The organism is Moraxella sp. ZY210820, from assembly GCF_030674635.1.
Taxonomy (GTDB): domain Bacteria; phylum Pseudomonadota; class Gammaproteobacteria; order Pseudomonadales; family Moraxellaceae; genus Acinetobacter.
Genome location: NZ_CP089978.1, coordinates 788,818 through 814,631, shown reverse-complemented (window position 1 = coordinate 814,631; position 25,814 = coordinate 788,818). Strand labels below are relative to the sequence as shown.

Annotated in this window: 17 protein-coding genes; 7 read left to right on the top strand and 10 right to left on the bottom strand. The window is 34.2% G+C overall.

The window, feature by feature from the left end; genetic code table 11:
- Position 1: 1 nt before the first annotated feature.
- Complete coding sequence (gene ptsP, locus LU301_RS04070) at positions 2-2,959, bottom strand: phosphoenolpyruvate--protein phosphotransferase (protein WP_305272864.1); 2,958 nt, start codon at positions 2,957-2,959, stop codon at positions 2-4.
- A gap of 225 nt (positions 2,960-3,184) precedes the next feature.
- Between ptsP and LU301_RS04065 the strand changes: the two genes are divergently transcribed.
- Both LU301_RS04065 and LU301_RS04060 read left to right on the top strand, forming a co-directional pair.
- Entirely contained in the window at positions 3,185-4,426 is a 1,242-nt protein-coding gene (locus LU301_RS04065) for an AI-2E family transporter (protein ID WP_305272862.1), read from the top strand.
- 14 nt (positions 4,427-4,440) lie between these two features.
- Positions 4,441-5,163, top strand: a complete 723-nt coding sequence (locus LU301_RS04060) for a DnaA ATPase domain-containing protein (RefSeq protein WP_305272860.1) — start codon at positions 4,441-4,443, stop codon at positions 5,161-5,163.
- Positions 5,164-5,276: 113 nt separating this feature from the next.
- Here LU301_RS04060 and LU301_RS04055 read toward each other — a convergent pair whose 3' ends face one another.
- From LU301_RS04055 to LU301_RS04045, 3 genes are read right to left on the bottom strand one after another with little or no spacing between them, the layout of a single operon-like run.
- Positions 5,277-5,738, bottom strand: a complete 462-nt coding sequence (locus LU301_RS04055) for a hypothetical protein (RefSeq protein ID WP_305272857.1) — start codon at positions 5,736-5,738, stop codon at positions 5,277-5,279.
- A 1-nt stretch (position 5,739) separates the two neighbouring features.
- On the bottom strand, positions 5,740-6,168 hold the full coding sequence (locus tag LU301_RS04050) for a hypothetical protein (protein ID WP_305272854.1): 429 nt from the start codon (positions 6,166-6,168) through the stop codon (positions 5,740-5,742).
- On the bottom strand, positions 6,165-7,043 hold the full coding sequence (locus tag LU301_RS04045; RefSeq protein WP_305272851.1) for a polymorphic toxin type 33 domain-containing protein: 879 nt from the start codon (positions 7,041-7,043) through the stop codon (positions 6,165-6,167). Before LU301_RS04045 ends, LU301_RS04050 begins: the two co-directional genes overlap by 4 nt.
- A gap of 219 nt (positions 7,044-7,262) precedes the next feature.
- Between LU301_RS04045 and LU301_RS04040 the strand changes: the two genes are divergently transcribed.
- The 4 genes from LU301_RS04040 to LU301_RS04025 all read left to right on the top strand — a co-directional run bounded on the left by LU301_RS04040 (position 7,263) and on the right by LU301_RS04025 (position 16,350).
- Positions 7,263-12,206 carry an MAP7 domain-containing protein gene (locus tag LU301_RS04040; RefSeq protein WP_305272848.1) on the top strand — a complete coding sequence of 1,648 codons (4,944 nt, stop codon included), beginning with the start codon at positions 7,263-7,265 and terminating at the stop codon, positions 12,204-12,206.
- Between the two features lie 374 nt (positions 12,207-12,580).
- Positions 12,581-14,179 carry an isocitrate lyase gene (locus LU301_RS04035; protein ID WP_305272845.1) on the top strand — a complete coding sequence of 533 codons (1,599 nt, stop codon included), beginning with the start codon at positions 12,581-12,583 and terminating at the stop codon, positions 14,177-14,179.
- Between the two features lie 227 nt (positions 14,180-14,406).
- Positions 14,407-15,048, top strand: a complete 642-nt coding sequence (locus LU301_RS04030; RefSeq protein ID WP_305272842.1) for a YiaD family glycine zipper/OmpA-like lipoprotein — start codon at positions 14,407-14,409, stop codon at positions 15,046-15,048.
- A gap of 117 nt (positions 15,049-15,165) precedes the next feature.
- Entirely contained in the window at positions 15,166-16,350 is a 1,185-nt protein-coding gene (locus LU301_RS04025; protein ID WP_305272839.1) for an MFS transporter, read from the top strand.
- Positions 16,351-16,460: 110 nt separating this feature from the next.
- On the opposite strand, the gene LU301_RS04020 is transcribed toward LU301_RS04025, so the two are convergent.
- Positions 16,461-17,099, bottom strand: coding sequence for an RluA family pseudouridine synthase (locus LU301_RS04020; RefSeq protein ID WP_305273946.1), 639 nt, complete (start codon positions 17,097-17,099; stop codon positions 16,461-16,463).
- A gap of 100 nt (positions 17,100-17,199) precedes the next feature.
- Here LU301_RS04020 and LU301_RS04015 point away from each other — a divergent pair, with 100 nt between their 5' ends.
- Complete coding sequence (locus tag LU301_RS04015) at positions 17,200-18,549, top strand: anthranilate synthase component I family protein (protein ID WP_305272836.1); 1,350 nt, start codon at positions 17,200-17,202, stop codon at positions 18,547-18,549.
- Between the two features lie 145 nt (positions 18,550-18,694).
- Here the strand turns inward: LU301_RS04015 and LU301_RS04010 are convergent, their stop codons facing one another.
- The 5 genes from LU301_RS04010 to LU301_RS03990 all read right to left on the bottom strand — a co-directional run bounded on the left by LU301_RS04010 (position 18,695) and on the right by LU301_RS03990 (position 25,650).
- On the bottom strand, positions 18,695-19,114 hold the full coding sequence (locus LU301_RS04010; RefSeq protein WP_305272831.1) for a hypothetical protein: 420 nt from the start codon (positions 19,112-19,114) through the stop codon (positions 18,695-18,697).
- Between the two features lie 131 nt (positions 19,115-19,245).
- Entirely contained in the window at positions 19,246-21,072 is a 1,827-nt protein-coding gene (locus tag LU301_RS04005) for a phosphoenolpyruvate carboxykinase (GTP) (RefSeq protein WP_305272828.1), read from the bottom strand.
- A gap of 433 nt (positions 21,073-21,505) precedes the next feature.
- Entirely contained in the window at positions 21,506-22,786 is a 1,281-nt protein-coding gene (gene gltS / locus LU301_RS04000) for a sodium/glutamate symporter (protein ID WP_305273944.1), read from the bottom strand.
- Between the two features lie 344 nt (positions 22,787-23,130).
- Positions 23,131-24,315 carry a DcaP family trimeric outer membrane transporter gene (locus tag LU301_RS03995; protein WP_305272825.1) on the bottom strand — a complete coding sequence of 395 codons (1,185 nt, stop codon included), beginning with the start codon at positions 24,313-24,315 and terminating at the stop codon, positions 23,131-23,133.
- A 108-nt stretch (positions 24,316-24,423) separates the two neighbouring features.
- Positions 24,424-25,650 carry a DcaP family trimeric outer membrane transporter gene (locus LU301_RS03990; protein ID WP_305272822.1) on the bottom strand — a complete coding sequence of 409 codons (1,227 nt, stop codon included), beginning with the start codon at positions 25,648-25,650 and terminating at the stop codon, positions 24,424-24,426.
- Positions 25,651-25,814: the final 164 nt, after the last annotated feature.

The window sequence follows — 25,814 nt, the reverse complement described above, 5'->3', positions numbered from 1 at the left end:
CTTACACTCCACTTACATGATGAGCAGATGATTCCTGCCAATTACCCACTAAAAAATCACTGGCTAATTGTCGTACTTCATCAGCAGTCGCACATTCCAAACTCTGTTTTGCCATCTCTTGACATTTTGCGAAATTTAATCCACGGATTTGTGCTTTGACCAATGGAATTTGATTTGGCGACATACTCAATTCATCAACACCTAAGCCTAATAAAATTGGTACAGCTTTATGCTCACCAGCTAATTCACCACAAACACCTACCCATTTACCATAACGATGAGCAAATTTAACTGTATGATTAATCATCATCAAAATACTGGGGTGCAATGCATCTGCTTCCTTCGACAATTCAGTATGACCACGATCTATCGCCAATACATATTGTGTTAAATCATTAGTACCAATACTAAAGAAATCCACCTCTTGAGCTAAAATCGGTGTCATCAAAACTGCTGATGGAACTTCAATCATCATACCCACTTGTAAATTTGGACATGGTAATTCCTGTAAAATCTCATCTAAAATCGCTTTCGCTTCTCGCCACTCTTCCACCCGTCCAATCATTGGGAACATAATACGTAATGGTCGATTATCTGCAGCACGAATTAATGCACGTAATTGACTACGCAATAATTCTGGCTGACGTAAAGTTAAACGCATACCACGAATACCTAAAAATGGATTTTCTTCTTTTTCCATCGGTACATAGGGTAATGGCTTATCTCCCCCAACATCTAAAGTACGCACCACCAATGGTTTCCCTGCCAATGCATCAAATACCACACGATAATCTCGTTCCTGTTGTGGTTCACTTGGCATAGCCGAATGAGACATAAAGACCAATTCAGTGCGTAATAAACCTACTGCATCCGCACCAAACTCAACTGCTTGTGCAGTATCATGCACATCACCTAAATTACTCGCCACTTCTATTAAATGTGCATCATTAGTCATAGCTGGTAAAGCACAACTATGTAATGCTACTTGACGTTGTTCCGCTTGTTGTTGTTGCAAAGTCAATGCCTGTTGTACACGCTCGGCATTTGGCTGTATATAAAACTGCCCTTGCTCTCCATCTAGCAAAATTTGACTTGCTGGTTCAATATTTAAAATCATTTCCCCTGCACCGACAATCGCAGGAATCGCCAATGCACGTGCCACAATTGCACTATGTGAACTTGAACCACCTACTGCAGTCAAAATACCCACAACTTTATTTTTATCTAAGCGAGCAACATCGCTTGGCATTAAATCATATTTAACCAAAACATACGGTTGGCTTGGCTCATTCGATACTTGCTCATTACACAAAATAGCTAACACACGTTGCCCAATATCACGTAAATCATCAGCACGTTCTGCTAATAGAGCATTATTCAAATTTGCTTGAATTTGTGCTGTTTGTTCAATATGCTGTTGCCATGCCGCTGCTGCACTTAAATGATCATGAATAATTAAGCTTTGTACATCTGCCAATAAATCTTCATCTTGTAATAAAGCTTGATGAGCATGAAAAATATCAGCAATATCTTGCGTTTTTGCCTGCTGAATCAATAAGGTTAATTGTTCAATAGCTTGTCGAATCGCCATATCTAAATCAGCTAACTCATCATCAAGGTCTTTCTGTGCAAAACGTGAAAAATTAAACTGTTGAGCCTTAACTAAATGTGCTACACCTACTGCTAAACCACCCGATGCAGATACACCTTGATAACATACATCTACTTGTAATGGTTCAACTTTTTTATTTTTTTGATTGAATGATGATAATGTATTTTGCTTTGCGATGCTTTCATGTGTTATTACAGATGTTACACGCTCAGCAGATGGTGTAATCACTGGTTCAATTTCTTCGCCTAAACCTTGCTCAACTGCTTGAATAATATCGCCTAAATGTTGCTCTGCCATAGTATTTGGTTCAGCCATAAAGGTTAAAACCTGCCCACGCAAAGCACCTAAAGCTAATAATTTAATTAAACTTTTAGCTGAAACACTAGCACCTTGTTCAACACTTACTAAAATTTCACCATCAAACTGTTGGCATAACTGTGCTAATGCTGTTGCAGGACGTGCGTGTAAACCATGTGCATTCGCCAATGTTACCGATTGACTACGCCATTGTGGTGAGGTTTCTGCCCCAATCCACTCTGCAACAGCTACAGGATTTGACCAATCCAACATTTGAATTTGACAAATATTTTGAATTAGTTGTGCTAATTGTTGCTTATCAATATCACGATGACTGGCAACACATACGAGAACCTGTAATTTTTTCTTTTTAAAATCAATCGCTTTAGCTAAATGTATAATACTTACCGCCGATTGTTGTACATAATGATGCCCAGTAATACACCAAATATTATCCTGTAAAGCAACAGCACTCTCTGCATTTAAACTGGTGATAAAACCTGCATCAACACATTGAGCTTGTTTAAGCATTTGACTGGCTAATAATACAACATCATCAATATCTCGTGCTTGTACTTGTGTTTTAATTAAACTTTCATGTTTAAATAAACTAGGTTGATGAACCTGAAGTAATTCTAAAATTTGCTCTGGCGTTGTCGCTTGTTGTAAAGCTCTACTTAAATCTTTTTCTCCCAAAGCCTTAGTTAAAAGTTGTAAGATGTGTAAATGCTCGTCAGATTTAACCGCAATAACCACCGCTAAATAAACGACATCACCCTGCTCAGTCCACACTACACCTTGGGGAAAATGCACCAAACGTACACCACCATTTTGTAAAATTGCATCACGTGATTCTGGTGTACCATGTGGAATAGCAATACCTTGTCCCAAATACGTTGCCGATAGATGTTCACGTTGTTCTAAACCATAGAAATATTGCTCTGTGGCTAAACCATCTTGTTGTAAAATTTCACATAGTTTCTTTAAAGCGGTTGTTTTATCTTCCGCAGTCTGTTGCATATAAACATGACGAGGCTCAAGAATTAGCATTGACATCTCACAGCGAGTTAAATCAAACAAAATTTGGCTATTGTATATCGTTTTAATTTTATTTGTGTGATATTGTTGTAAATAATCAAATATTTCAACACTATTTTGTCAGTTTTTTGATATTTAACTAATGCCTTTTTAAATTAAATATGCTATTGTATCTTTTCATATAAAGATGGAATGCTCTTTATTTATTTTTCATTGCTTTAATTGGTTTAACTTATCATGATTGATCGTGTTTTTTTGCGTCTCTTTCTTATTGCCACAGTTATTGGTATCGTGTGGTTACTGATTTTGCTAAAACCAGTGGTTATCCCATTATTTATTGCCTTAATTTTTGCGTATTTACTCAATCCATTTGTCGATCAATTATGTCAGTGGAAAATTTCACGTGGTATTTCCATCGTCTGTGTGAGCTTAGGTATTACAGCGATTTTATCTATTGCTTTATGGTATCTCATTCCTCTCGTATGGAAGCAAATTGTATTTATCCGTGATAATATTCCGCAGGCTATTGAATGGATTAATCAGACTTTCTTGCCTTGGTATGCAAAAACCTTTAATACAGATGAAATGATGATTGATACCCAAAAAATCACTAGTGTTATGATGGAATATATACAAACCAATTATAGTGCAGATAATATTCAAGCCTTTGTTTTACAATTAATTAAATCCAGTCTCAATCTATTACAAATAGGTGGTACGGCGATTTTAATTCCAATTTTAACTTTTTATTTACTGATTGATTGGCATAAAATGCATGATAGTTTATTTAAACTCATTCCACCACGTTTTACTGTCAAAACTTATGTGGTTTTAGATGAATGTAATCAAGTATTAAGAGCCTTTATTAAAGGTCAATTATTGGTAATGTTCTTACTGGGCAGTATTTATGCTATTGGTTTAGAAATAATTGGTTTAGAAGTTGGTTTAATTATTGGTATGATGGCAGGTCTTGCTAGTATTGTTCCTTATGCAGGTTTTGCCGTTGGTGTTATTGCGGCAATTTTAGCCACTTTATTCCAATTTGGTTTTGACTGGACACAATTAATTTTAGTTGGTGTTGTGTTTGCGATTGGACAATTATGTGAAGGTTATATCTTACAACCATTTTTGTTAGGCGATAAAATCGGACTTTCTCCTGTTGCTGTGATTTTAGCAGTTTTAGCAGGAGCTCAATTGGCAGGTTTTATTGGTATGCTTGTTGCTTTACCAATTGCAGCAATTCTTGTTGTATTATTACATCATCTCAATGATTATTATCAACAAAGTGAATGGTTTAAGCGTACCGCACCTGTTATGGCTGGTGCTTGTGCTGAAAATGTGGATAATCTGAGCCATATCCCATCTAATCATGAAAATTCTATCATAAAGTTTGAAAATTCAGAGGCTAACCCCATTGATGAATTTGTAAATGATGATACAATAAATGATGATAATTCTCCTTCATCACCGAATTCGTAGGAATACCCCTTATTATGCGACAACTACAGTTGGATATTGAACCGCATTTTGATGCTCATATCAACGACTTTGCTGGCCCTAGCTGGGAGCCAATTATAGACGGTGTGCGTCAATTACACACGGGGGATATTCAACGTCTGTATCTTTATGGGGGAGCTGGTACAGGTAAAACTCACTTACTCTCTGCTATTTGTGATTCTTATCGTGATGTCAATCGTACCGCCATTCAAATTTCAGTTTTAGAACTCATTACCCATACCCCCGAATTACTTACCTCTTTAGAACATTTTCAACTAATTGCTTTAGATGATATTGAAGCCATTATTGGACTTAAAGAATGGCAAATTGCTGTATTTAATTTAATCAACAATAATAATATGGCAGGTGGACAAATTGTTTTTTCATCACGTTTTGCACCCATTGAATTACAATTTGAATTACCTGATTTACGTTCACGTTTAACCCAAGCCGTTAGTATTAAACTACCCACAGGTGAATTATACGCTGACCGTCATGCCCTCATTTATACCACTTTAGAGCGTGAAGGCTTAATGTTACCTGAAGAAATTTTAAGCTATTTACTCACTCAAGGACCTCAACAAACTTCTTTATTACTAGAATGCTTACAACGTCTTAAACAATTATTAAAAGGGGAAAAATTAAACCTTTCCAAAACCATGCTCAAACAAATTTATGCATTGATTGATGAATATCAAATTTATCAACCGCCACACTAAACTATATTATAGGCTTGATTGCTTTACTACAGTTAAACAACTTAAATGCAAGAAACTCAAGAGTTTATTACATATAAACTGAATAAATTTTGAATTTTCATAGTTTTAATCATCTAAGTTAAATAATGATAAAAATCAATATCTAATTTAGCATTTATCTTTGATAACAGGTTCAGATTATTCGTAGATAATCCTATATCAAACAAATCACTATCAGTTTCTGCATCTAAACATAGACTTAATACTGAATTCCCACATTGTAAATCAAATAATGCCTTATGCTCATCATATTTCAACACTTTAAAAGCATTTTCTACCCATTCATTTAAAATATTAGTTTTGCCCATATCTAAAATAAGATAAGCAACTTTCTTTTTTGGCTGTTGCTCAAAAAAACTCTTATTTATATCAAATTTTAAATTGTCATCATTATAATCAACTACAAAATGCCGTCTAGCAAAATCTTGATAAATAGATAAGTTATCACACTTAATCTCGCTGATATACTTTTCTAATAATGAATAATACTTTTCTTCAAAAGTAATAATAAGTCTTACACGGAAATACTTCATCATTTTACTCCTGAGTAATACGATAATGAACATTTAAATAACCTGATAGTCTTTTTAATACAAATAAACTTTTTGATGACAGTGCTAAATCAAAAAAACAATCTTCGGTAACATATATAAAAACATCTAAAACACTATTGTAGATATGAACAAATAACTTATCACTTGTTAAGTTGTCTATATCTTTTATCCAATCATCTAAACATTTTAACTCATCAGATTGGATAGAAAGAGTTACCAATTGTTGTCTCTCATAATATTCGCCTATTTCATGTTTTTTATTTTTAGGATAATAATCATAAAACTCATGTTTATGGATATATTGAATACCATAAGACAAATTTTCATACTGAGCATGATGCAAAAACTCTAAGACATCAGCTTGATAATCTAATTCAAAATATAGGGTTAATTTAGCAAGAAAAGATTTCATTTGAGAAACTCTCCTGTTGGTATAATCCCACCTTTGCAACCTTTCTCTCTGATTACAATTTCTTTATTTTTACATTTACACAATTCATATCTCTGAACATTTGAACCAACAATTGATTTCAAATCATGAGCATCGAACCCATTTTGTTTCAATTCCCAATCCGAAATTTTATTTTTACAATCATTGTTCTTTGGCTCTTTATCATCTTTCTCTTTATCTGGATTAGACGTGTCAGTATCTTCATTCGCATTTGCCGAAGCAATCGGTTTAGCACCAGTTTGTTTCTTTAATTCATTAGCAACATCCACAACAAAATCAACCGATTCCGCATGACCTGCTTGTGCATTTTGAATGATTTGTTCTGCAATTACATTCAAAGGAATTGACGTTTCTTCTACAGGTAAACCGCAATCTACAAATGTACTACCTCCATAACCACCAGCACAGGTAGCTCGTGAATATGTTGTTGAACCTCTTCTATTCCATTCTCCAAATATATGTTTGCTTTGATTTCTATTTATCGCTTTACAATAGCTTTCCGCAACATAATCTGCTGTACCTATCCATTTGTAATGTAAATATGAACCACGGCAGACAGATGTAGGTGTGGGAAATTTAATTTTTGCTTGATTATTAGCTGGATCTAAAACCCAATCCACCGCTCCTAGTAAACTTTCAACTGCGTAATTCACCACATTCGCTCGACTGACCATTCGCTTGGCTATTTCACCAATAGGTGGAAATTTAAAATCTGTTGGTAAACTTTTTGCTGGTGTTGGGGCTGTCGTACTACCTGCATTGGCAGATGACACTACTGGCATCACAATTAGACATAATGCCAGTAAACCACTCATGATAAAACGAAATAGTTTCATTCTCTATCTCTAAAATTAATATTGAGAATGATTATATTTTAAACATAAAATATTGTCAATTATCTTATTAAAACGAGTATAATTTAAAATCATTATTCCTATCTCAATATTTTGAGATTAGACTGTAAATCATCTGTTATCTATTGTGATTTTATGCTACTATTCTAAACAGATACATATTGATAAACAAACAACTGATTGCTGTTAGGACTTAAACAGATGAAACATATTTTATATACTTTTGTTGCTGAAGAATGTAAGCAAGAGGCAAAAAAATTTGGCTTAATACAAGCATTAGATGCCGTCAGACAACGCATTGAGAAAGACCAAAATCTCAATAAATTTGAGTTATTTGAATTTCCCTACTTAATGAGGAAAAAATTTAGCTATCAATACCGTTTACTCATTAAAATGGTCAGACGTGAATATCAAAATAAAATTTATGATATTGTCGTATTTTTAAAAATTTATCATCGTGGGGATAAAAGCTATAACAGTCTCTACATCAATTCACGCCCACAATTCGATGCTATTTATCAACAACGAGATGTTGAACCTGCCCTTGATGAGTTTGTCAAAAATTTATCACCACAACACTTCGAAGCCACACAACTGTCTTCTGATTTATTACCATTACTTTCCGAGTATCGTGTCGATAGCTTAAATTTATCAGCAATTGCACCAGAATTTTATTATGAATCAACACAATGGCAATACGCTATTGCTCCTAAATTATCACCAACCCAATTAAAAAATTATTATCAAACTTTATTTTATGCTATTGAGCGTGCAGAAATTGGTGAATTACAACTTGAACAAGATACGGACTATTATCCTGTGTTGCACGATATTCATGGGCCTAAAGAAAAATTTCATCCTTTTATCTATCCGAAAAAAATTGCCTATAATATGCAACGCAAACCCTATTATTTAGGTGTCGAGCATGAACAACAGAATGAGCTTTCACTAAATTATCCAGCTATTTCACAATATCAACGTAAAATTCCATTGGAATTTGCCTTAGATGAACAATTATGGACTTTATCACAACAGCATCATTTACCGTTTGAACTCAATGAATTTCAGCAATATTGTTTGAAAGAATTGTGTTTTAATTATAGCCCTTATCCTTTTGTAATTAATGCCTCGGCAAATTCAGGTAAAACAACCTTACTTGCTTTATTATATGTACATTTTTTGTTTAAGAAAAATCCTAAACAAAGTTTACCATGTTTATTATTATGCCAAAAACATGAAGTTGAGAGTTTACGTCAGCAAATTAAGCATTATGTCCAACTGTGTTTAAGCAAACAACCTGAACTCAAATTAGCTTATAATACACAACAATTAGATAAGTTATTACAACAATCTTGTTTAAGTACACACGAATATCTACGTTCTGCACTCAATGAGCAACAACAAAAAGAGTTTTCTATACAAAATTTTGTTGATGAACATCGTTTCTATCAACTCTTTCATAAACAATTTAATCCTGAAAAAAATCCAGATTATGATTGTGCTCAATTAGCATGGTATGTCATTCAATATATTATTAAAGAACAAAATATTTTTGACGATAACTTAGCCAGCGTACAACATCAACCAATTTCTGAAACAACATTCCAATTTATTTATGAAAAAATTTGGAAAGCATGGTATGCCAATTTAGCAAAACAATCACTTTGGGACGAACAAGATTTAATTAGTTATATTGATGAACATGAATTAGCATTACCATTTTATAGTGTATTATTAGCAGATAATAGCCAGCGTTTTTCTGCTAATTTTTTAGATTTATTATTAAACCATAATATGTGGTTAAAATTAGGCATGGCAGACCATCTACATAATATTCCATTAATTTTCATGGAAACTCATGAGTTTTGTGATGGAATTTACAAATGGCAACCTGCCCTGCTTAATGCATTCAAAAAATTAATTATGGTCAATAATTTTGATTATTTTGAACCTGAACAAGCCCATAATCCTTTGCCTGATATTGAAATTACTCATCTTAATGATTTAGCATTTCATTTATATGGTGCAATTCCATCATTATTAGAAACTTATCATCATCACTTAAGTTTATCTAGCCGTGATTTGCAAAAAATCACAACGAATGATTTAGGTAATCCAATTGAAATTGTCATTGTTTCATCTGAAAGTGCAGAATTTATTCCACTTTTACAACAACACCATGTACCGATCATTGTCAATGATGCCTACTATCCACTAGAAACTGTACTACAAGAAAAAAGTGCATTTCAAGATTTATGCAATATCTCCTCTTATCGGGAAGTCCCTTTAGTTCATCAATATTCACATCTACCAACCAAGCAAGATGCAGTTATTTTAGCAGGTTTTGATTTAGAAGTTATTTCATATATTAATCAGACACGTCAAGAGACTGATGAACTTAAACGTACACAACCATATTTAGCAGAAAAATTAGCAGAATATGAATTGGCTAATTTACATAAACTAGATGAACAGCAACGCTATCGTTTAAATGGACAACTTCATGTTTTAAGCACTGCATTAAATCAAGGACTTAGTCGTATTTACATCATGTCAAATTTACCATTTGACACATGGCAACAGTTTTTTAAATACCCAACTATTCAAGTACGAAAAATCGATACACATGATGTACAAAACTTTATTGCCGTTCATACATTGCCTAAACCTGAACCATTCTATATCTTTGAAGACTATTTACATCAACTATTGAAAAAATCAAATCTAAATGATGCAGAAGAGTTTTATAGTTTTACCCATGCTTTATATTATCAACATCAGTTTGACATTGAACAACGCTTAAAATATGAAGCTATCTTTTATTTTAATAATCATGAGTTAGATACTTATTGGAAAAAGTATGCAAACTATACACATAGTTATTATATATTTCATGTACAATGGATAATGGAGGCATTCAAAGCATTCCTATCTTATAAACATTATGTACCTGCACATTTAAAAGTACATTTAACTGCAATTGAATTATATGAACAAAAAGACTATTCTAGTCAATGGCTAAAACAATGCCAAGAATTATGGATAGACACTGCACAAATTGCACAAAATAACATCAATAATCATGTCATTGCAGATCTCATTAATGGAGAATTATGGCAAAAAAGTTGGTTAATAATTCAACATCATTGGTTTAAACAACTCAGTGAATTACAGCCTTATACCCTACAACAATATCAACAGTTACAATCCGCTTTCGCACAATGGATTGATGCTGGTTTAGTTTATGATATTGACTTATGGGCATTTTTAACGGCCCATACAGGACAATATCAAACTGCTATTGATATTTGGCAACACGCATTTAAACAGTGTAAAATCGTACAATATCCGTTAGAATATCATTGGGCTAAATTACAGTTGATTGAAGATACTCAACAACGTTTAAATTATCTATTTAGCATCGCAAATCAAAAACTCATCATACAGGAGCTTTTAGCCATGAACTTAAACCAATTACACGAATCTTATTGGCAACAAATCTTAGAATATTTACAAGATGAACAGGAGTTGTTACCTGTCCTTGAACAATTATTGCCTGCGATTGACTCGCAAGAAGTACTTGACCGTTTACTCAATTTCTGTAAACTCGACCCAGAAAATGATATGTTTACTCGCAGAATCCAACGCTTAAAAACTTTACACGCCTGTTTATATAGCCAATGGGATACTATACTTGAGCGATTAAATTTATATTTACCAATTTCTGATGAAAATGCATTACAGCAACGTTTAGCAAAACATTTCCAAAATGTCGTCGTACGTAATTCTAAAAAATCACGTATTACAGCACAACATCAATATCACGAAGAAGTGCTTGATATGCTATATGCATTAAACTTAAATACTCATTTTGGTATTGTACAATCGACTGAACAACTCAACCAATATCAACAGTATGATTTAGCTCAACAAATATTTGATTTAATTCGCAATATTTTTTCAACTCCTGACCCAGATCCAAATTCTAACCATATTATATGGAAAGCGAATTTCTCTGCAGTGCGTGCCTTAACCTGCCTAGTTGAAAAAAGCCCTAATTTATATGACCCGTTCTTCCTATATGGTCAGTTGGTTGCAGAAACTGATAGCAAGGAAAATCTCTATCCATTTTTCTTAGAGCGTTTATATGTAACCATGGAACGTATTAAACTATTTCAATCCAATGACGAAAAATTGATGGAAATGGTTGAACGTATGGAACAACGCTTGAAAAAGCAATTACAGAATTTTAATCTCCATCAATTACCGATTGAACCACCAATCTTAAAACAACCAAGTGAAATTATCAAAAGTATTTTAGCATTAACAACACAAGAAAATGCCAAAATTCAACAACTTGAACGTGAAGAACGTCTAGCTCAAGAACGTGCCGAAAAAGAACGTCTTGAACGTGAACAAGCAATTTTGCGTGAACGTGAACGTGTAGAACAAGAACGCTTAAAGGCTGAACGTTTAGCACAACAACAAGCTGAAAAAGAGCGTTTAGAGGCTGAATGCCTAGCACAACAACAAGCTGAAAAAGAACGTTTAGAAGCTGAACGCCTAGCACAACAACAAGCTGAAAAAGAACGTTTAGAGGCTGAACGCTTAGCACAACAACAAGCCGAGCAACAACGCCTAGAAAATGAACGTTTAGAAGCTGAACGTATTGCTAAACAACAAACCGAAGAACAACAACGTTTAGAAACCGAACGTATCACTCAACAGCAAACAGAACAACAACGATTACATCATGAACAAATGCTGGCACATTCAACAATCAACCAATCTTTTGATAACTTTGCTACAGAAACAGTTAATACAAACAATAGTTCTAACTATTTTACACAGCAAGCTCCTAATTTAAATGCTTATGTACCACAAACATCAACCATTGAATTTATTCAGTTTGACTTGCGTGTATTCCTTGCACGCAGTCATCGCCGTTTAAATATTGAAAATAGTAAAACAGGTGAATTGTTCTCATTAAATTTAACCAACGGTCAAGTGAAAAGTGATTGGGCTTATCAACAGCAACAACATATTTACCACTTACCGAGCATTCAGCTTAATATCTTAGTATTTAATGATAGTATTCATTTGCATTATCTAACTTATGGTGTCTATTCACAAATCCAGCTTTAAATGAATATAGCCTAAATAAATAGCTGAATATCTATAATCAACTAGCGATATTGGTTCACAATATCGCTAATTTTTAGGCAAATAAGCACTATAGACTAAAGTCTAATTTCAGTTTTTATGATGTTTTCTTCATCTTACCAAAATAAAAAATAATATATTTCAATAATATAAACATAAGAATAATTTTACATAATGACTATTGATTTGATATTTATTTAAAAAATATTGAGCATTAAGCAAAAGCGATAGATTATTTTGATAAAAAATTTTATTCTATGCACATAGAGTGTGATATAGATTTTAATGATTAACATAATTGATGATTTAAATCTATATTATTGATGATTAACCTTGTGAAATCAAAGGAAAAACCCATGACTTATCAATCAGCGTTAGAACACGTTCGTAAAGTGAAGGAAAAATTAGGCGGTACTTGGAATGCGATTCGCCCTGAAGATGCAGCTCGTATGATCGTACAAAACCGTTTCCACACTGGTTTAGACATCGCTAAATACACCGCATCAATTATGCGTAAAGACATGGCAGAATATGATGCAGACAACAGCAAATATACTCAATCTTTAGGTTGCTGGCATGGTTTCATCGCTCAACAAAAAATGATTGCCAACAAAAAATACTTCGGTACAACAAACAAGCGTTATATCTACCTTTCTGGTTGGATGGTTGCTGCATTACGTTCTGAATTCGGTCCACTTCCTGACCAATCAATGCACGAAAAAACTGCTGTACCAAAATTAATCGAAGAAATCTACACATTCTTACGTCAAGCTGATGCTAAAGAATTAAATGATTTATTCCGTGCAATGCAAAAAGCTGAAGCTGCTGGCGATACAGCAAAAGTAAAAGAAATCGAAGCTCAAATCGACAACTTTGAAACTCACGTTGTACCAATCATTGCAGACATCGATGCTGGTTTCGGTAACGAAGAAGCAACTTATCTTTTAACTAAGCAAATGATTGAAGCAGGTGCTTGTGCAATCCAAATCGAAAACCAAGTATCTGATGCTAAACAATGTGGTCACCAAGCTGGTAAAGTAACTGTTCCACATGAAGACTTCTTAGCAAAAATCAATGCTGTTCGTTATGCATTCTTAGAATTAGGTGTTGATGAAGGTGTAATCGTTGCTCGTACTGACTCTGAAGGTGCAGACTTAACACAAAAAATCCCTGTAAGCCGTGAACCAGGCGATTTAGCTTCTAAATATATCAGCTACTTAGAAACAACTGAAATCGACATTTCAGAAGCTAAAGAAGATGAAATCTTAATCAAACGTAATGGTAAATTACATCGTCCAACTCGTTTACCATCAGGTTTATACCAATTCCGTGAAGGTACCCAACACGAGCGTGTAGTTCTTGACTGTGTAACTTCATTACAAAACGGTGCGGACATGATTTGGATTGAAACTCCAACTCCAGATGTTGCTGGTATCGCAAGTTTCGTAAACGACATCAAGAAACAAGTTCCAGATGCGAAGTTAGTTTATAACAACTCTCCATCATTTAACTGGACAATCAACTTCCGTCAGCAAGCATACGATCGTTGGGTAGCTGAAGGTAAAGATGTATCTGGTTATGACCGTGCGAAGTTGATGGATGCTAAATACGATGACAGCGAATTAGCTCGTGATGCAGACGAAAAAATCCGTACATTCCAAGCTGATGCAGCACGTGAAGCAGGTGTATTCCATCATCTCATCACATTACCTACTTACCACACTGCAGCACTTTCTACTCACGAACTTGCTAAGGGTTACTTCGGTGATGAAGGTATGTTAGCTTATGTTGCTGGTGTACAACGTAAAGAAATTCGTGGCGGTATCGCTTGTGTGAAACACCAAGCAATGGCTGGTTCAGACATCGGTGATGATCACAAAGAAATCTTCTCTGGTGAAAATGCGTTGAAAGCTGGTGATGCGAGCAAAAACACAATGAACCAATTCGGTGGTTAATCTAATCAGTTTGATTTAAATTAATCAGCATAAAGAAGACCTAAAATTTTAGGTCTTCTTTTTTGGTTATTACTGACTATTCCCCTTCACTTATACCCTAATCATGTCTAAATTGCGAAGAAATATTGACATTCAATACACATTCTTTACAAAAAGTCTATAGTTAAATGTAAGAAAATATTGCAATATACTGTTATCTTATTTAAACATAAATTTGGAGTTTATCCATGCGTTCATTAGCAATTACTGCTTTAGCAGGTTCAATGATTTTAACTGGCTGTCAATCTATGCAAGGTATGGAATATGACAAAGCTGCAATTGGTACTGTTGCTGGTGCATTAGCAGGTGCTGCTATTGCTTATTCAAATGCAGATAAAGACAAAATGGGACAAGCAGCTGCAATTGGTGCAGTAGTAGGTGCTGGTGCGGGTGCGATGCTGGACCAAAAAGAAAAACGTTTACGTCAAGAATTACAAGGTACTGGTGTAAATGTTTCTCGTAATGCTGATGGTTCTATTAACTTAGTTATGCCTGATGTAACTTTTGCAACGAGTTCAGCAGCAATTCAACCACAATTCCAAAATGCTTTAGCTGATGTAGCCAAAGTATTGCGTGAAGACAATACAGCAAGCAAATTAGCATTAGTGATTCATGGTCATACTGACAGCACTGGTAATGATGAAATTAACAATCCTTTATCTGTAAACCGTGCTAATTCTGTTAAAAACTTCTTAGCTTCACAAGGGATTTCAGCTTCTCGTATGACAGCAAAAGGTTATGGCTCTACTTCACCTCGTGCTAGTAACCAAACTGCTGAAGGTCGTCAATTAAACCGCCGTGTAGAAATTACAGTTTACGCAACAAGCTAATGTTTTTAGCCTAAAATCGTAAAACAGACCTTTAAAAACTGCATTGATATTTTATCAGTGCAGTTTTTTTGTTATCATAATTAAACTTAACATCTTATTTTATTAATGTTCAGTTCAATGCAACAAACAAGCACTTACCATAAATTATCAGGCTTTTATTTTGGTTACTATGCCATTATTGGCACTTTTATGCCTTTTTGGAATTTATATTTAGAACATCAAGGTTTTAATTATCAGCAAATTGGCTGGCTTGCCTCTATTGCCATTATCACACGTTTTTTTGCACCTTTTATTTGGGGGTGGGTTGCAGATAAAACAGCTCAGAGAATGCTACTTATTCGTATTGCCTGTGCAGTTGAATGCTTTATTTGGTTATTAATTTTTATCATACCCAATAATTTACAGAACATTGCCCTGTTGATGTTTATTTTTAGCTTTTTCCAAAATGCGATTTTAGCTCAATTTGAAAGCATTACCCTATTTTATCTTGCTGAACGTAAAAATGAACTGTATGCCAAAATTCGTAAATGGGGTTCGATTGGCTTTATCGCAGGTGTCGTAATTATTGGAGCAATTTTAGATATTGTAGCGATTGAAATATTACCTATTTTACTATTAAGCATTTCATTTTTAGTATTTCTTTGGTCATTACAAATCGCTGAACCATCACAAGCACCGCAAGCTCAACAACAACTAGAACCAATTTTACCTACGCTCAAACAAAGCACAGTATGGGGATTTTTTCTCATTCAATTTATTTTATTATTTTCTCACGCACCTTTTTATAGTTTTTATAGCATTTTTTTACACGGTTTAAATTATAATAAAACTCAAATTGGTATTTTATGGTCATTAGGTGTGATTGCGGAAATTATTATGTTTGCGATTTCATCACATTTTTTTAAACGTTTTAACTTACAATATTTATTATTATTCTGTTTAGTTTTAACTGCATTACGCTGGCTGATGGTTGGCTATTTTGCACAACATTTTATCATACAAATCCTCGCTCAACTGATTCATGCGTTTAGTTTTGGTTTATTCCATCTTATCGCCATGCGTATCATCGCCCATTATTTTTCAGCTCAACAACAAGGGCGAGCTCAAGCAGTGTATAGCACCGTTTGGGGATTAGCGGTAGCGAGTGGTAGTATTCTAATTGGACAACATTGGCAACAAATTGGTGGCAAAATGATATTTATGCTAGCAGGTGTAATTTGTTTAATGGGAATTTTGTTTATTCCTCTCATACCCAAATCATTAACCACACGTTCTAATTATAATAGTAAATCCAATTCATAATTGAACCGTAGGGGTGAATTATATTCACCCAAGCAATTGATTTTACAAAGGGTTTATGTAATAAACCCCTACATTTTTGTATTATTTCGATATAAATCAACAATAAAAAATCAAAAATCAGGCTGACTTTCAAAAGTCATCAACTGGTTTAAACGTGGGTGCATAAATTTGAGCTGACTGGCATGTAAACATAATTGTGGTGTTAAAGTTTGATAAGTTTCATCAGCATATAAGGTATCTCCCACAATCGCATGACCCAAATATTGACTATGTACACGCAATTGATGTGAACGCCCTGTAATCGGCTTTAAAATCACACGTGTAACAGGCATATCATTAAACAAAAATTGTTCAATCGCTTGCCAATGCGTGATTGCTGGCTTTTTTTCATTACTATCTACAATATGTAACGGTGGGCGAGTTGGGTCATATACCACAGGAATATCAATCACACCTTGCCCTGTAAGATGCCCAGATAATAACGCCGAATAAATTTTTTCCGTTTCTCGAGCTTGAAATTGTTTAGAAATATGACTTTGTGCAGTTTTATTGAACGCAAATACCAACAGACCCGATGTATCTCGGTCAAGACGATGAATCAGTAAAGTTCTTGACTCTATTGCCTGTAAACGTGTTAAGACACTATCTTTAATATCTTTACCATCAATAGTTAGCAAGCCTGCTGGTTTGTTAATCACCAAAATATCATCATCTTTATAAATACAATGTTGCTGTAAAAAATTCAAAATATCGCTCGACAGAAAAAATGAATGTACTATATTCTAACATAAAAAGCCTGTTAAATTTGTGTTAAAATAAGCATTTATTTTAATTTATATCGATTTACTTATGCCTGTATTTGACGTACCAATCAGCATTCAACACGAAAGCCAACTATTAAAACAGCTTAAATCTCGTACAGGTTTGGTTTATTTATATGATAACCATTGCCCTGTGATTGCCTATTTACCTGAAAGCTATTGGCAAATCCAAGCAAATACAGCCTATTATTATCAACGTCAGCATGATTTTAGCTATCAATGCTTAAAGCAATTACCACAAGCCGAAGCACATCAAGCCATTATAGAATGGTTAAATATCAATCCTGAACAATATCAAAATTTTAGTCAATTTACAGGCGGTTATATTGGTTTTGTTAGCTATGATGATGGAGCAAATTTTCATTTAAAACAATCTATTAGACAACGTCCACAACCAAGCACCTATCTTGGTTGCTATCGTAGTTTTATTACTAAAAATTCTCAAAATAACTATACTTTTTATAGTGATGAAACTTGTGCTGAACAATTGTATCAATTATTGATTGATGACCTAGCAAAAGAAAATCATATTCCATCATTACAATTAACAACACCTTGCCAAGCACGATGGTCTAAATCAGATTATCAATATGCATTTCAACACGTCCAAGACTACATCATAGCAGGTGATTGTTATCAAATTAATCTAACACAAGAATTTATTGCACAAGCCAATGGCTCATTACTCAGCATCGCTGATGAATTATGGCAACGTACACAAGCTCCTTTTGCTGGTTATTTACAGGTTGATGATTTTGAATTATTAAGTTGCTCTCCTGAATTATTTATTGAATGGTACACACCACAGCATATCAAAACCCGTCCAATAAAAGGGACTTTACCACGTCATGCAGATAATGCACAAGATGAAATAAATCGTCAAACCTTACAACATTCGCAAAAAGACCAAGCCGAAAATGTGATGATTGTCGATTTATTACGCAATGATTTAAGTGTTTATGCTCAAACAAGAACGGTTAAAACTACAAAATTATTTGAAGTAGAAAGTTTTAATCAAGTTCATCATTTAGTGAGTGAAATTCATGCACAATTACATGACATTCACCCTTATCAAATGCTCATGATGGCTTTGCCAGGGGGGTCGATTACAGGAGCACCCAAAATCCGTGCGATGCAAATTATTGATGAACTGGAACAAAATGCTCGTGGTGCATATTGCGGAAGTTTAGGTTATTTTAATTTTGATGGAACAGGACGTTGGAATATTTTAATTCGTACTATTCAAAAATATCAACAAGATTTATCGGTTTGGGCTGGTGGTGGTATTACCATAGCGTCAAATGTTGATGCGGAATATCAAGAATGTTTTGATAAAATTGGAACGATATTAAATATTTTAAATTCATTTCATAAATGAGCAGTAGGGGCGTATTATATACGCCCAAGTAATTGATTTTACAAAGGGTTTATATAATAAACCCCTACAATCAACTCTATCTAAAATCGCTATCAACCAAGATAAAGACCCAATTTTAGATCTTTATCTCTACATCAATTTCAGCTTATTTTTGACATTGATAACGTACCACAGTTAAAGTATTCGGACGCGTTTCTAATACTTGGCGACCTGCATAACCTTCGCTATTATGTAATTCAGGGCTATGAGAAAAAGCCACTTTCATGCGACTCTCACCAATACGCACACCAAAATCATCATTTTGAGCTTTAGGTGCAGAAATCTCTTGTTGGTTTAATATTTGAATATGATATTTTTGTTGCTTGCCTAAAACTTGCTGACAAATTTGCTGTAAACGTGATTCATTCACCGCTTGATTTATACGTTTTGCCATCGTATAAGTAATCATTGCTGATTGCTCAGTTTTAGATTCTACCTGATACCCTGTTACACCATTATAACTCGCTGGTGTTTGACAAGCAGTCAAAGCAAAACTTACCAATACTAATCCAAGCACTTTTTTCATGATATTCACCTAAATTCTCAATGTCATCAATACGCTAAATTATAGCATAGAATGATAAAAAAAGCCGTTTTGAATGATACTCAACGGCTTTTTTCACGGTCAATTACTTATCATCAATAACAATAGAGCAATTATGCTTGTACTGCTTTTAATAATTCAGCCTGACGTTGTTTTAATGCTTTCGGTAAACGCTCACCTAACTTATCAAACAACTCAGTATGACTTTCAATTTCTTTTACCCATAACTCTTTATCTTGAGAAGTGACTTGTTCAAACTCTGCTTTAGAGAAATCAGAACCTGTCCAATTTAAATCTTCATAGGTAGGTACATAGCCAATTGGTGTTTCAACGGCATTTGCTGTGCCTTTACAACGGTTAATAATCCATTCTAAAACACGCATATTTTGCCCAAAACCAGGCCATACGAAGTTACCTTCAGCATCACGGCGGAACCAGTTTACATTAAAAATTTTCGGTAATTGATTGCCATTTTCTTGTGCAACTTTAGCGACTTTCTCGCCCATAACTAACCAATGGTTAAAGTAGTCAGCCATGTTATAGCCTGTAAATGGTAACATTGCAAATGGATCACGGCGTACTACACCTTGCTGACCTGTTGCTGCAGCAGTCGTTTCAGAACCCATCGTTGAAGCTTTATATACGCCATCAACCCAGTCAAATGCTTCTGATACTAATGGAATTGTATCTGCACGGCGACCACCAAAAATAAATGCAGTAATTGGCACACCTTCAGGATTTTCCCAATTTGGGTCAATCGATGGACATTGCCCTGCTGATACTGTAAAACGTGAATTAGGGTGAGACGCTTTTTCTTCACCAGTATGCTTTTGACCTTTCCAGTTAATTAAATTCGCTGGAGCTTCTTTTGTTAAACCTTCCCACCATACATCGCCTTCTTCAGTCATTGCTACATTCGTATAAATCACATCATGAGTTAATGTAGACATACAGTTTGAGTTAGTTTTAGTATTTGTACCTGGTGCAACGCCAAAGAAACCAGCTTCTGGATTAATCGCATATAAACGACCATCTTTACCTGGTTTAATCCACGCAATATCATCGCCTACAGTTTCAACTTTCCAACCTTCATAACCCGCTGGTGGGATGAGCATTGCAAAATTAGTTTTACCACACGCTGATGGGAATGCAGCAGCCACATAATGCTTTTCGCCTTGTGGATTGGTTACACCTAAAATAAGCATATGTTCAGCTAACCAACCATTATCACGACCCATTACAGACGCAATACGTAATGCAAAGCATTTTTTACCTAATAACGCATTACCGCCATAACCTGAACCAAATGACCAAATTTCACGAGTTTCTGGGTAATGTACAATATATTTTTCCGCATTGCATGGCCAAGTTACATCTTTTTGTCCCTCAGCTAATGGCATACCTACAGAATGAACACATGGTACAAATTCACCATCTGTACCTAAAATGTCATAAACTGCTTTACCCATGCGTGCCATTTTACGCATACTTACAACCACGTAAGGCGAATCTGTAATTTCAATACCAATATGTGCTATATGACTACCCAAAGGACCCATTGAAAATGGTACCACATACATTGTACGTCCTTGCATACAGCCATCAAATAAACCATTTAATGTTTGACGCATTTCGGCAGGTGCAACCCAATTGTTTGTTGCACCTGCATCTTCTTGCTTTTCTGAACAAATAAAAGTACGACCTTCCACACGTGCTACATCATTTGGATCTGAACAAGCCAAATAAGAGTTTGGGTGTTTCTCTTGGTTTAATGCTTTCATTGTGCCGTTAGCAATCATCAAGTCGATTAAACGTTGATACTCTTCATCGCTACCGTCACACCATTCAATTTTTGCAGGTTTTGTTAATTGAGCAATCTTTTCCACCCATTGTACTAATGCTGGGTGACGAACGAATTCTGGTGCGTTCACTGTGGTCATGGTTATACCTATATGAGAAATTAAAAACTATTATCAAAAATGTATAATATAATAAATACAAAATGATAATGAGTATAAAAAATATAAAAGTCTTTATATTAAACCATAAATTTAAAAAAAATATAAGGGGTTAATATTTTTAAAGTAAGTTTTATTTTAAATAAATACAATATAAAACAACAATTTAAACAAATATTCATGTAATTTATATTTTTATTAACAAACATTAAAAAAATAAATAATATTTAAAATCAAATATTTAATATCAAAATAAAAACTTTGTTATGATATGGTTTTTATCAATCATCAACATTGCCTTTTAGTATCATGCTATATTTATACTGATGATAAAACGTTTACAAGTAATAAGGACGAAAATTTTTCGTCCTTATTAAAATCCACAACTCAACATAAGTTGTAATTTATCTCATGATTAAGCACCAAAAAATTTCTTAATCAAATCAATCGCACCTGTAATGACTGCTAAGTTCACTAAATCCACCAAGAATGCACCACATAACGGTACAATCAAGAATGCTTTATGTGATGAACCAAAACGGCTCGTAACCGATTGCATATTTGCAACTGCAGTTGGTGTTGCACCTAGACCAAAACCACAATGACCTGCTGCTAAAACCGCTGCATCGTAATCTTTCCCCATAAGACGGAAAGTTACAAAATAGGCATATAATAACATGATTAAAGTTTGTACTACCAAAATGATTAATAATGGTACAGCTAAATCTAATAATTGCCATAATTTTAAAGCAACCAACGACATTGCCAAATAAAGTGATAATGATACGTTACCAAAAACATCAATCGCACGGTCAAAAACTTTTACTTTAAATACATTTTCAATCACACTACGTACGACCACACCTGCCATTAAGCACCATACGAAAGTTGGTAGTTTTGCTAAAAAGCTTTCTGAACCTTTAAATACGCCCGTCATATAATCGCCAAATGCCAAACAAATAGCAAATAAGCCCAATACCGTAATCGCATTTTCTGTCGTGATTAAACGCACTTGTTTAGGATTTTGAAAAGCAACAAATTCTGTACTACTGGTTGGTTCTTCATCACTCGTATTCGTATTTTTCTCTTCTTGTTTTTCTTGTTGCTCTTGTGTCTTTGGTGCAGCTAATCCATGACGTTTAATAATAAAATTCGCCAATGGACCGCCAATAATACCACCTAAAACTAAACCAAATGTCGCACTTGCCATACCAACCAAAGTTGCGTGCTGTAAACCATAAGTATTTTCAAAAGTTGCACCCCATGAACCTGCTGTACCATGACCACCTGTTAAAGTGATTGAACCCGCAACCAAGCCCATTAATGGATCTAAACCCATCATAGCTGCTAAACCAACACCTACAGAGTTTTGTAAAACAATGAACAAACTAATTGCAACTAAAAATATAGCTAAGCCTACACCACCTTCTTTAAGACGATTAAAATTAGCACTTAAACCTACTGATGTAAAAAACATCAACATTAAAGCAGTACGTAAATCAGCATCATAATTTATAGTAAAATTACCAAATGCAAACATCAATGAACCAATTAATGATGCAACCAAACCACCCGCAACCGCTTCAGGAATACTATAACGCTGTAAAAAATTGATTTTATTAACCAATACACGCCCAAGCATGAGTACAGCTACTGCAATCACTAAGGTATAAAAGGCATCTAAAGTAATTTCTATACGATTTCCTTTAAGAGAATGTGTCTAAATTAATACTCTTTTAATATAATATACATTAGCATTGCATATTATTTAAAGAAATACGGAAATGTAAAGATAAATAATATATAATAAATCATCACTATAAAGCGAATACAAATAAGTCAAATAAATCGTCTTATTTGCTTAAGTCATGTTATCAATTATAGTGTAGAGCCATAATAATATAGCTCACTTATCTTTATTTATTTTTACATTATGAATAACAAGCAATAATTTAAAAAATTATCGCCAACCTATCTAATCAATAGACAAGTTGGCTAGTTTAACAGATTTTGAATCGATTTAGCAATGCAAATTACAACTTAAAAATTATATGTTGCTGATAAACCAACTCGTTGGTCTTTTGCTTTTGTATCGGCAAACGTTGTTGCTTCACCATATAAATATTCTACGCCAAAGCTTAAAGGCTCAACTGGACTATAAACTACATTAGTAAAACCTTGTTTGATTTCACGATTTGTACCAACGCCATTATCTTTTGCTTTAATATAGCCAACACCTGTTGTACCAGAAACTTTTGGTGTAAATTTATAATTAGCACCTAAACTTACTGCATCAAATTCACTTAATGTTAATTTACCATTTGCATTTACTGTATAAGGTGTATTGGTTTGCTCTAAATACTGCTGATTACCTTTGATGTGATTATAATCACCCATTAAAGTCAAGTTATCATTTACATTATAAGCTGCACCAACTGCCACACCCCATGTTAGTTTTTTATCATTTGATGCATTAGAGTCATGAGCTTCACCCACAAAACTACGTGCTGAAACATGAACTTTATCGCCTGCCATTTTTTGTTGTACACGGGCAGTCAAGTTTGGTACTCGGTTATAATTTTTATTACGCTCAAGTGCAACCGCAACCTTAGTTTGTGGTGCAACTTTAGTTTCATAACGGATTTGTAACGTACGGTCTGCACCTTGTCCTGCAATTAAATTATCATCTAAAATATTGGGTAATACATCTAAATCATTAAAGACCGACCAAGTTTGCCCTACCAATACATCATTATAGGTTACATAAGCATGACGTACACGAAAGCCATTGCCATTTTCACTATTACTACCGCCACGGAAATCACCTTCTAGCTTACCACCAACTAAATGTCCACCTTTGGTTGGTGTTTTAAATTCAAAACCTAGACGTGTAGTTGCCATTGATGTATTTAATTTCACATCATCATTACCTGTATTAGCTTCAGCAATATTATTCCAAGTATTTGATGTACCATCTAATTTAATACCAGCATCTGCACGTACAAAACCATAAAGTTTTACTTCCGCACCATTTTTAGTGTTTAATTTTGGTGCATTTTGTAATTGATATTTTACTTGTTGCTGTTGTTTTTGCTCAACAACTGCTTTTAATGCTTGAATTTCTTCACGCAATTGACGTAATTCTTCAGGATCTACATTTGATGCTTGAACCATCGTTGTTGTTGCCATACAAGCAAACACAAATGTTACTGTTTTTAATTTCATATTATTTCACCCAATTAAATAAAAATAATAAAAAACCACATCTTATAACTTGAAAAATCAGGTTATAAAATGTGGCTAAGTTTAATCTAATATCATATGATAATTAAATTAGAAGCTGTAAGTTGCATTCACACCTACACGTTGGTCTTGACCTTTTGTACCGTTAAATTGCTCAGTCTCACCATGAATATATTCTAAACCAAAGCCTACAGCAGGAACTGGTTTATACACTACATTCGCAAAACCTTGTGTAATGGTTTCATTTGCAGTTGCAATACCTTTATCTTTAGCTTTCATATAACCCAAACCAACTGCACCAGCAAGCTTAGGATTAATATTATAGTTCGCAGCTACACTCACAGAATCAAATTCATTTAATACCAAATCACCATTTGCATCAAAACCAGCAATAGCTGGGTTAATACCAGTAGCAATATATTGAGTATTACCTTTTATATGGTTATAGTCTGCCATTAATTTTAAATCATTGCTTACTTTATAAGATACGCCTGCTGCAGCACCCCAAGCAACTTCTTTTTCATTTTCTCGTTTTGCTTCGCCTACAAATGCACGAGCAGATATTAAACCTGCATCACCTGCAAATTTTTGTTGTACACGCCCCACTAAATTTGGTGTGCGGTCAGAAGCTGTACTCTTTTCGACTGCTACAGCGACTTTAGTTGTAGGTGCAATATTAGTTTCATAACGTACCATTTGATGACGTTGTGCACCTTGACCTGCTGCCAAATTAAAGTCAATAATACTTGGTAAGAAATTCAAATCATTAAATGTTGACCAAGTTTGACCAATTAACCAATTACCATAAGTTAAATATGCATGACGGATACGTAAATTTGCACCATTAATGTTACCGCCACCAATAAAGTCAGCCTCAATTTTACCACCAACTTTTTTATCACCAGCGACAGGTGTTGCGAAATCTAAACCTAAACGTGTTGTTGCCACAGTTGTGTTTAGCTTTTTATCATTATTTCCTCGTGGAGCATTTGCAATGTCATTCCATACTTGCCAGCTTGTTGCATCATTACCTTTAATTTTGTAATAAGCATCCGCACGAACGAAACCATAAATTTTTGCTTCTGCACCATTTTTAGTTTGTAGAGAAAGTGCCGAGCCTGATTTTGCCACAGGTGCAGATACCACTGATACAGGTGCTTGTTGAGCTTGTACAGTTGCTTTAAGTGCGTTTAATTCTGCACGGAGTTGTTGAAGTTCCTTTTGCTCTGGCGTTAATGCGTGAGCTGTTCCTGTTAAAAGACCTAATAATGCAACAGCTAAACTCGTTTTAGCTAATTTATGAGATGTCAATTTCATACAAAACTCCTTAATAAACACGGATATTTGAACATCATGTTGGCATTCTATATTAAAATTTTTCAGTTTGTAAATATTTATTTTGACTTTTTTACAAAATATTTTGCAAAAATTAGACTAATTATCTATTTAATTTACCATTTTTTATACAAAACGTTATAGAA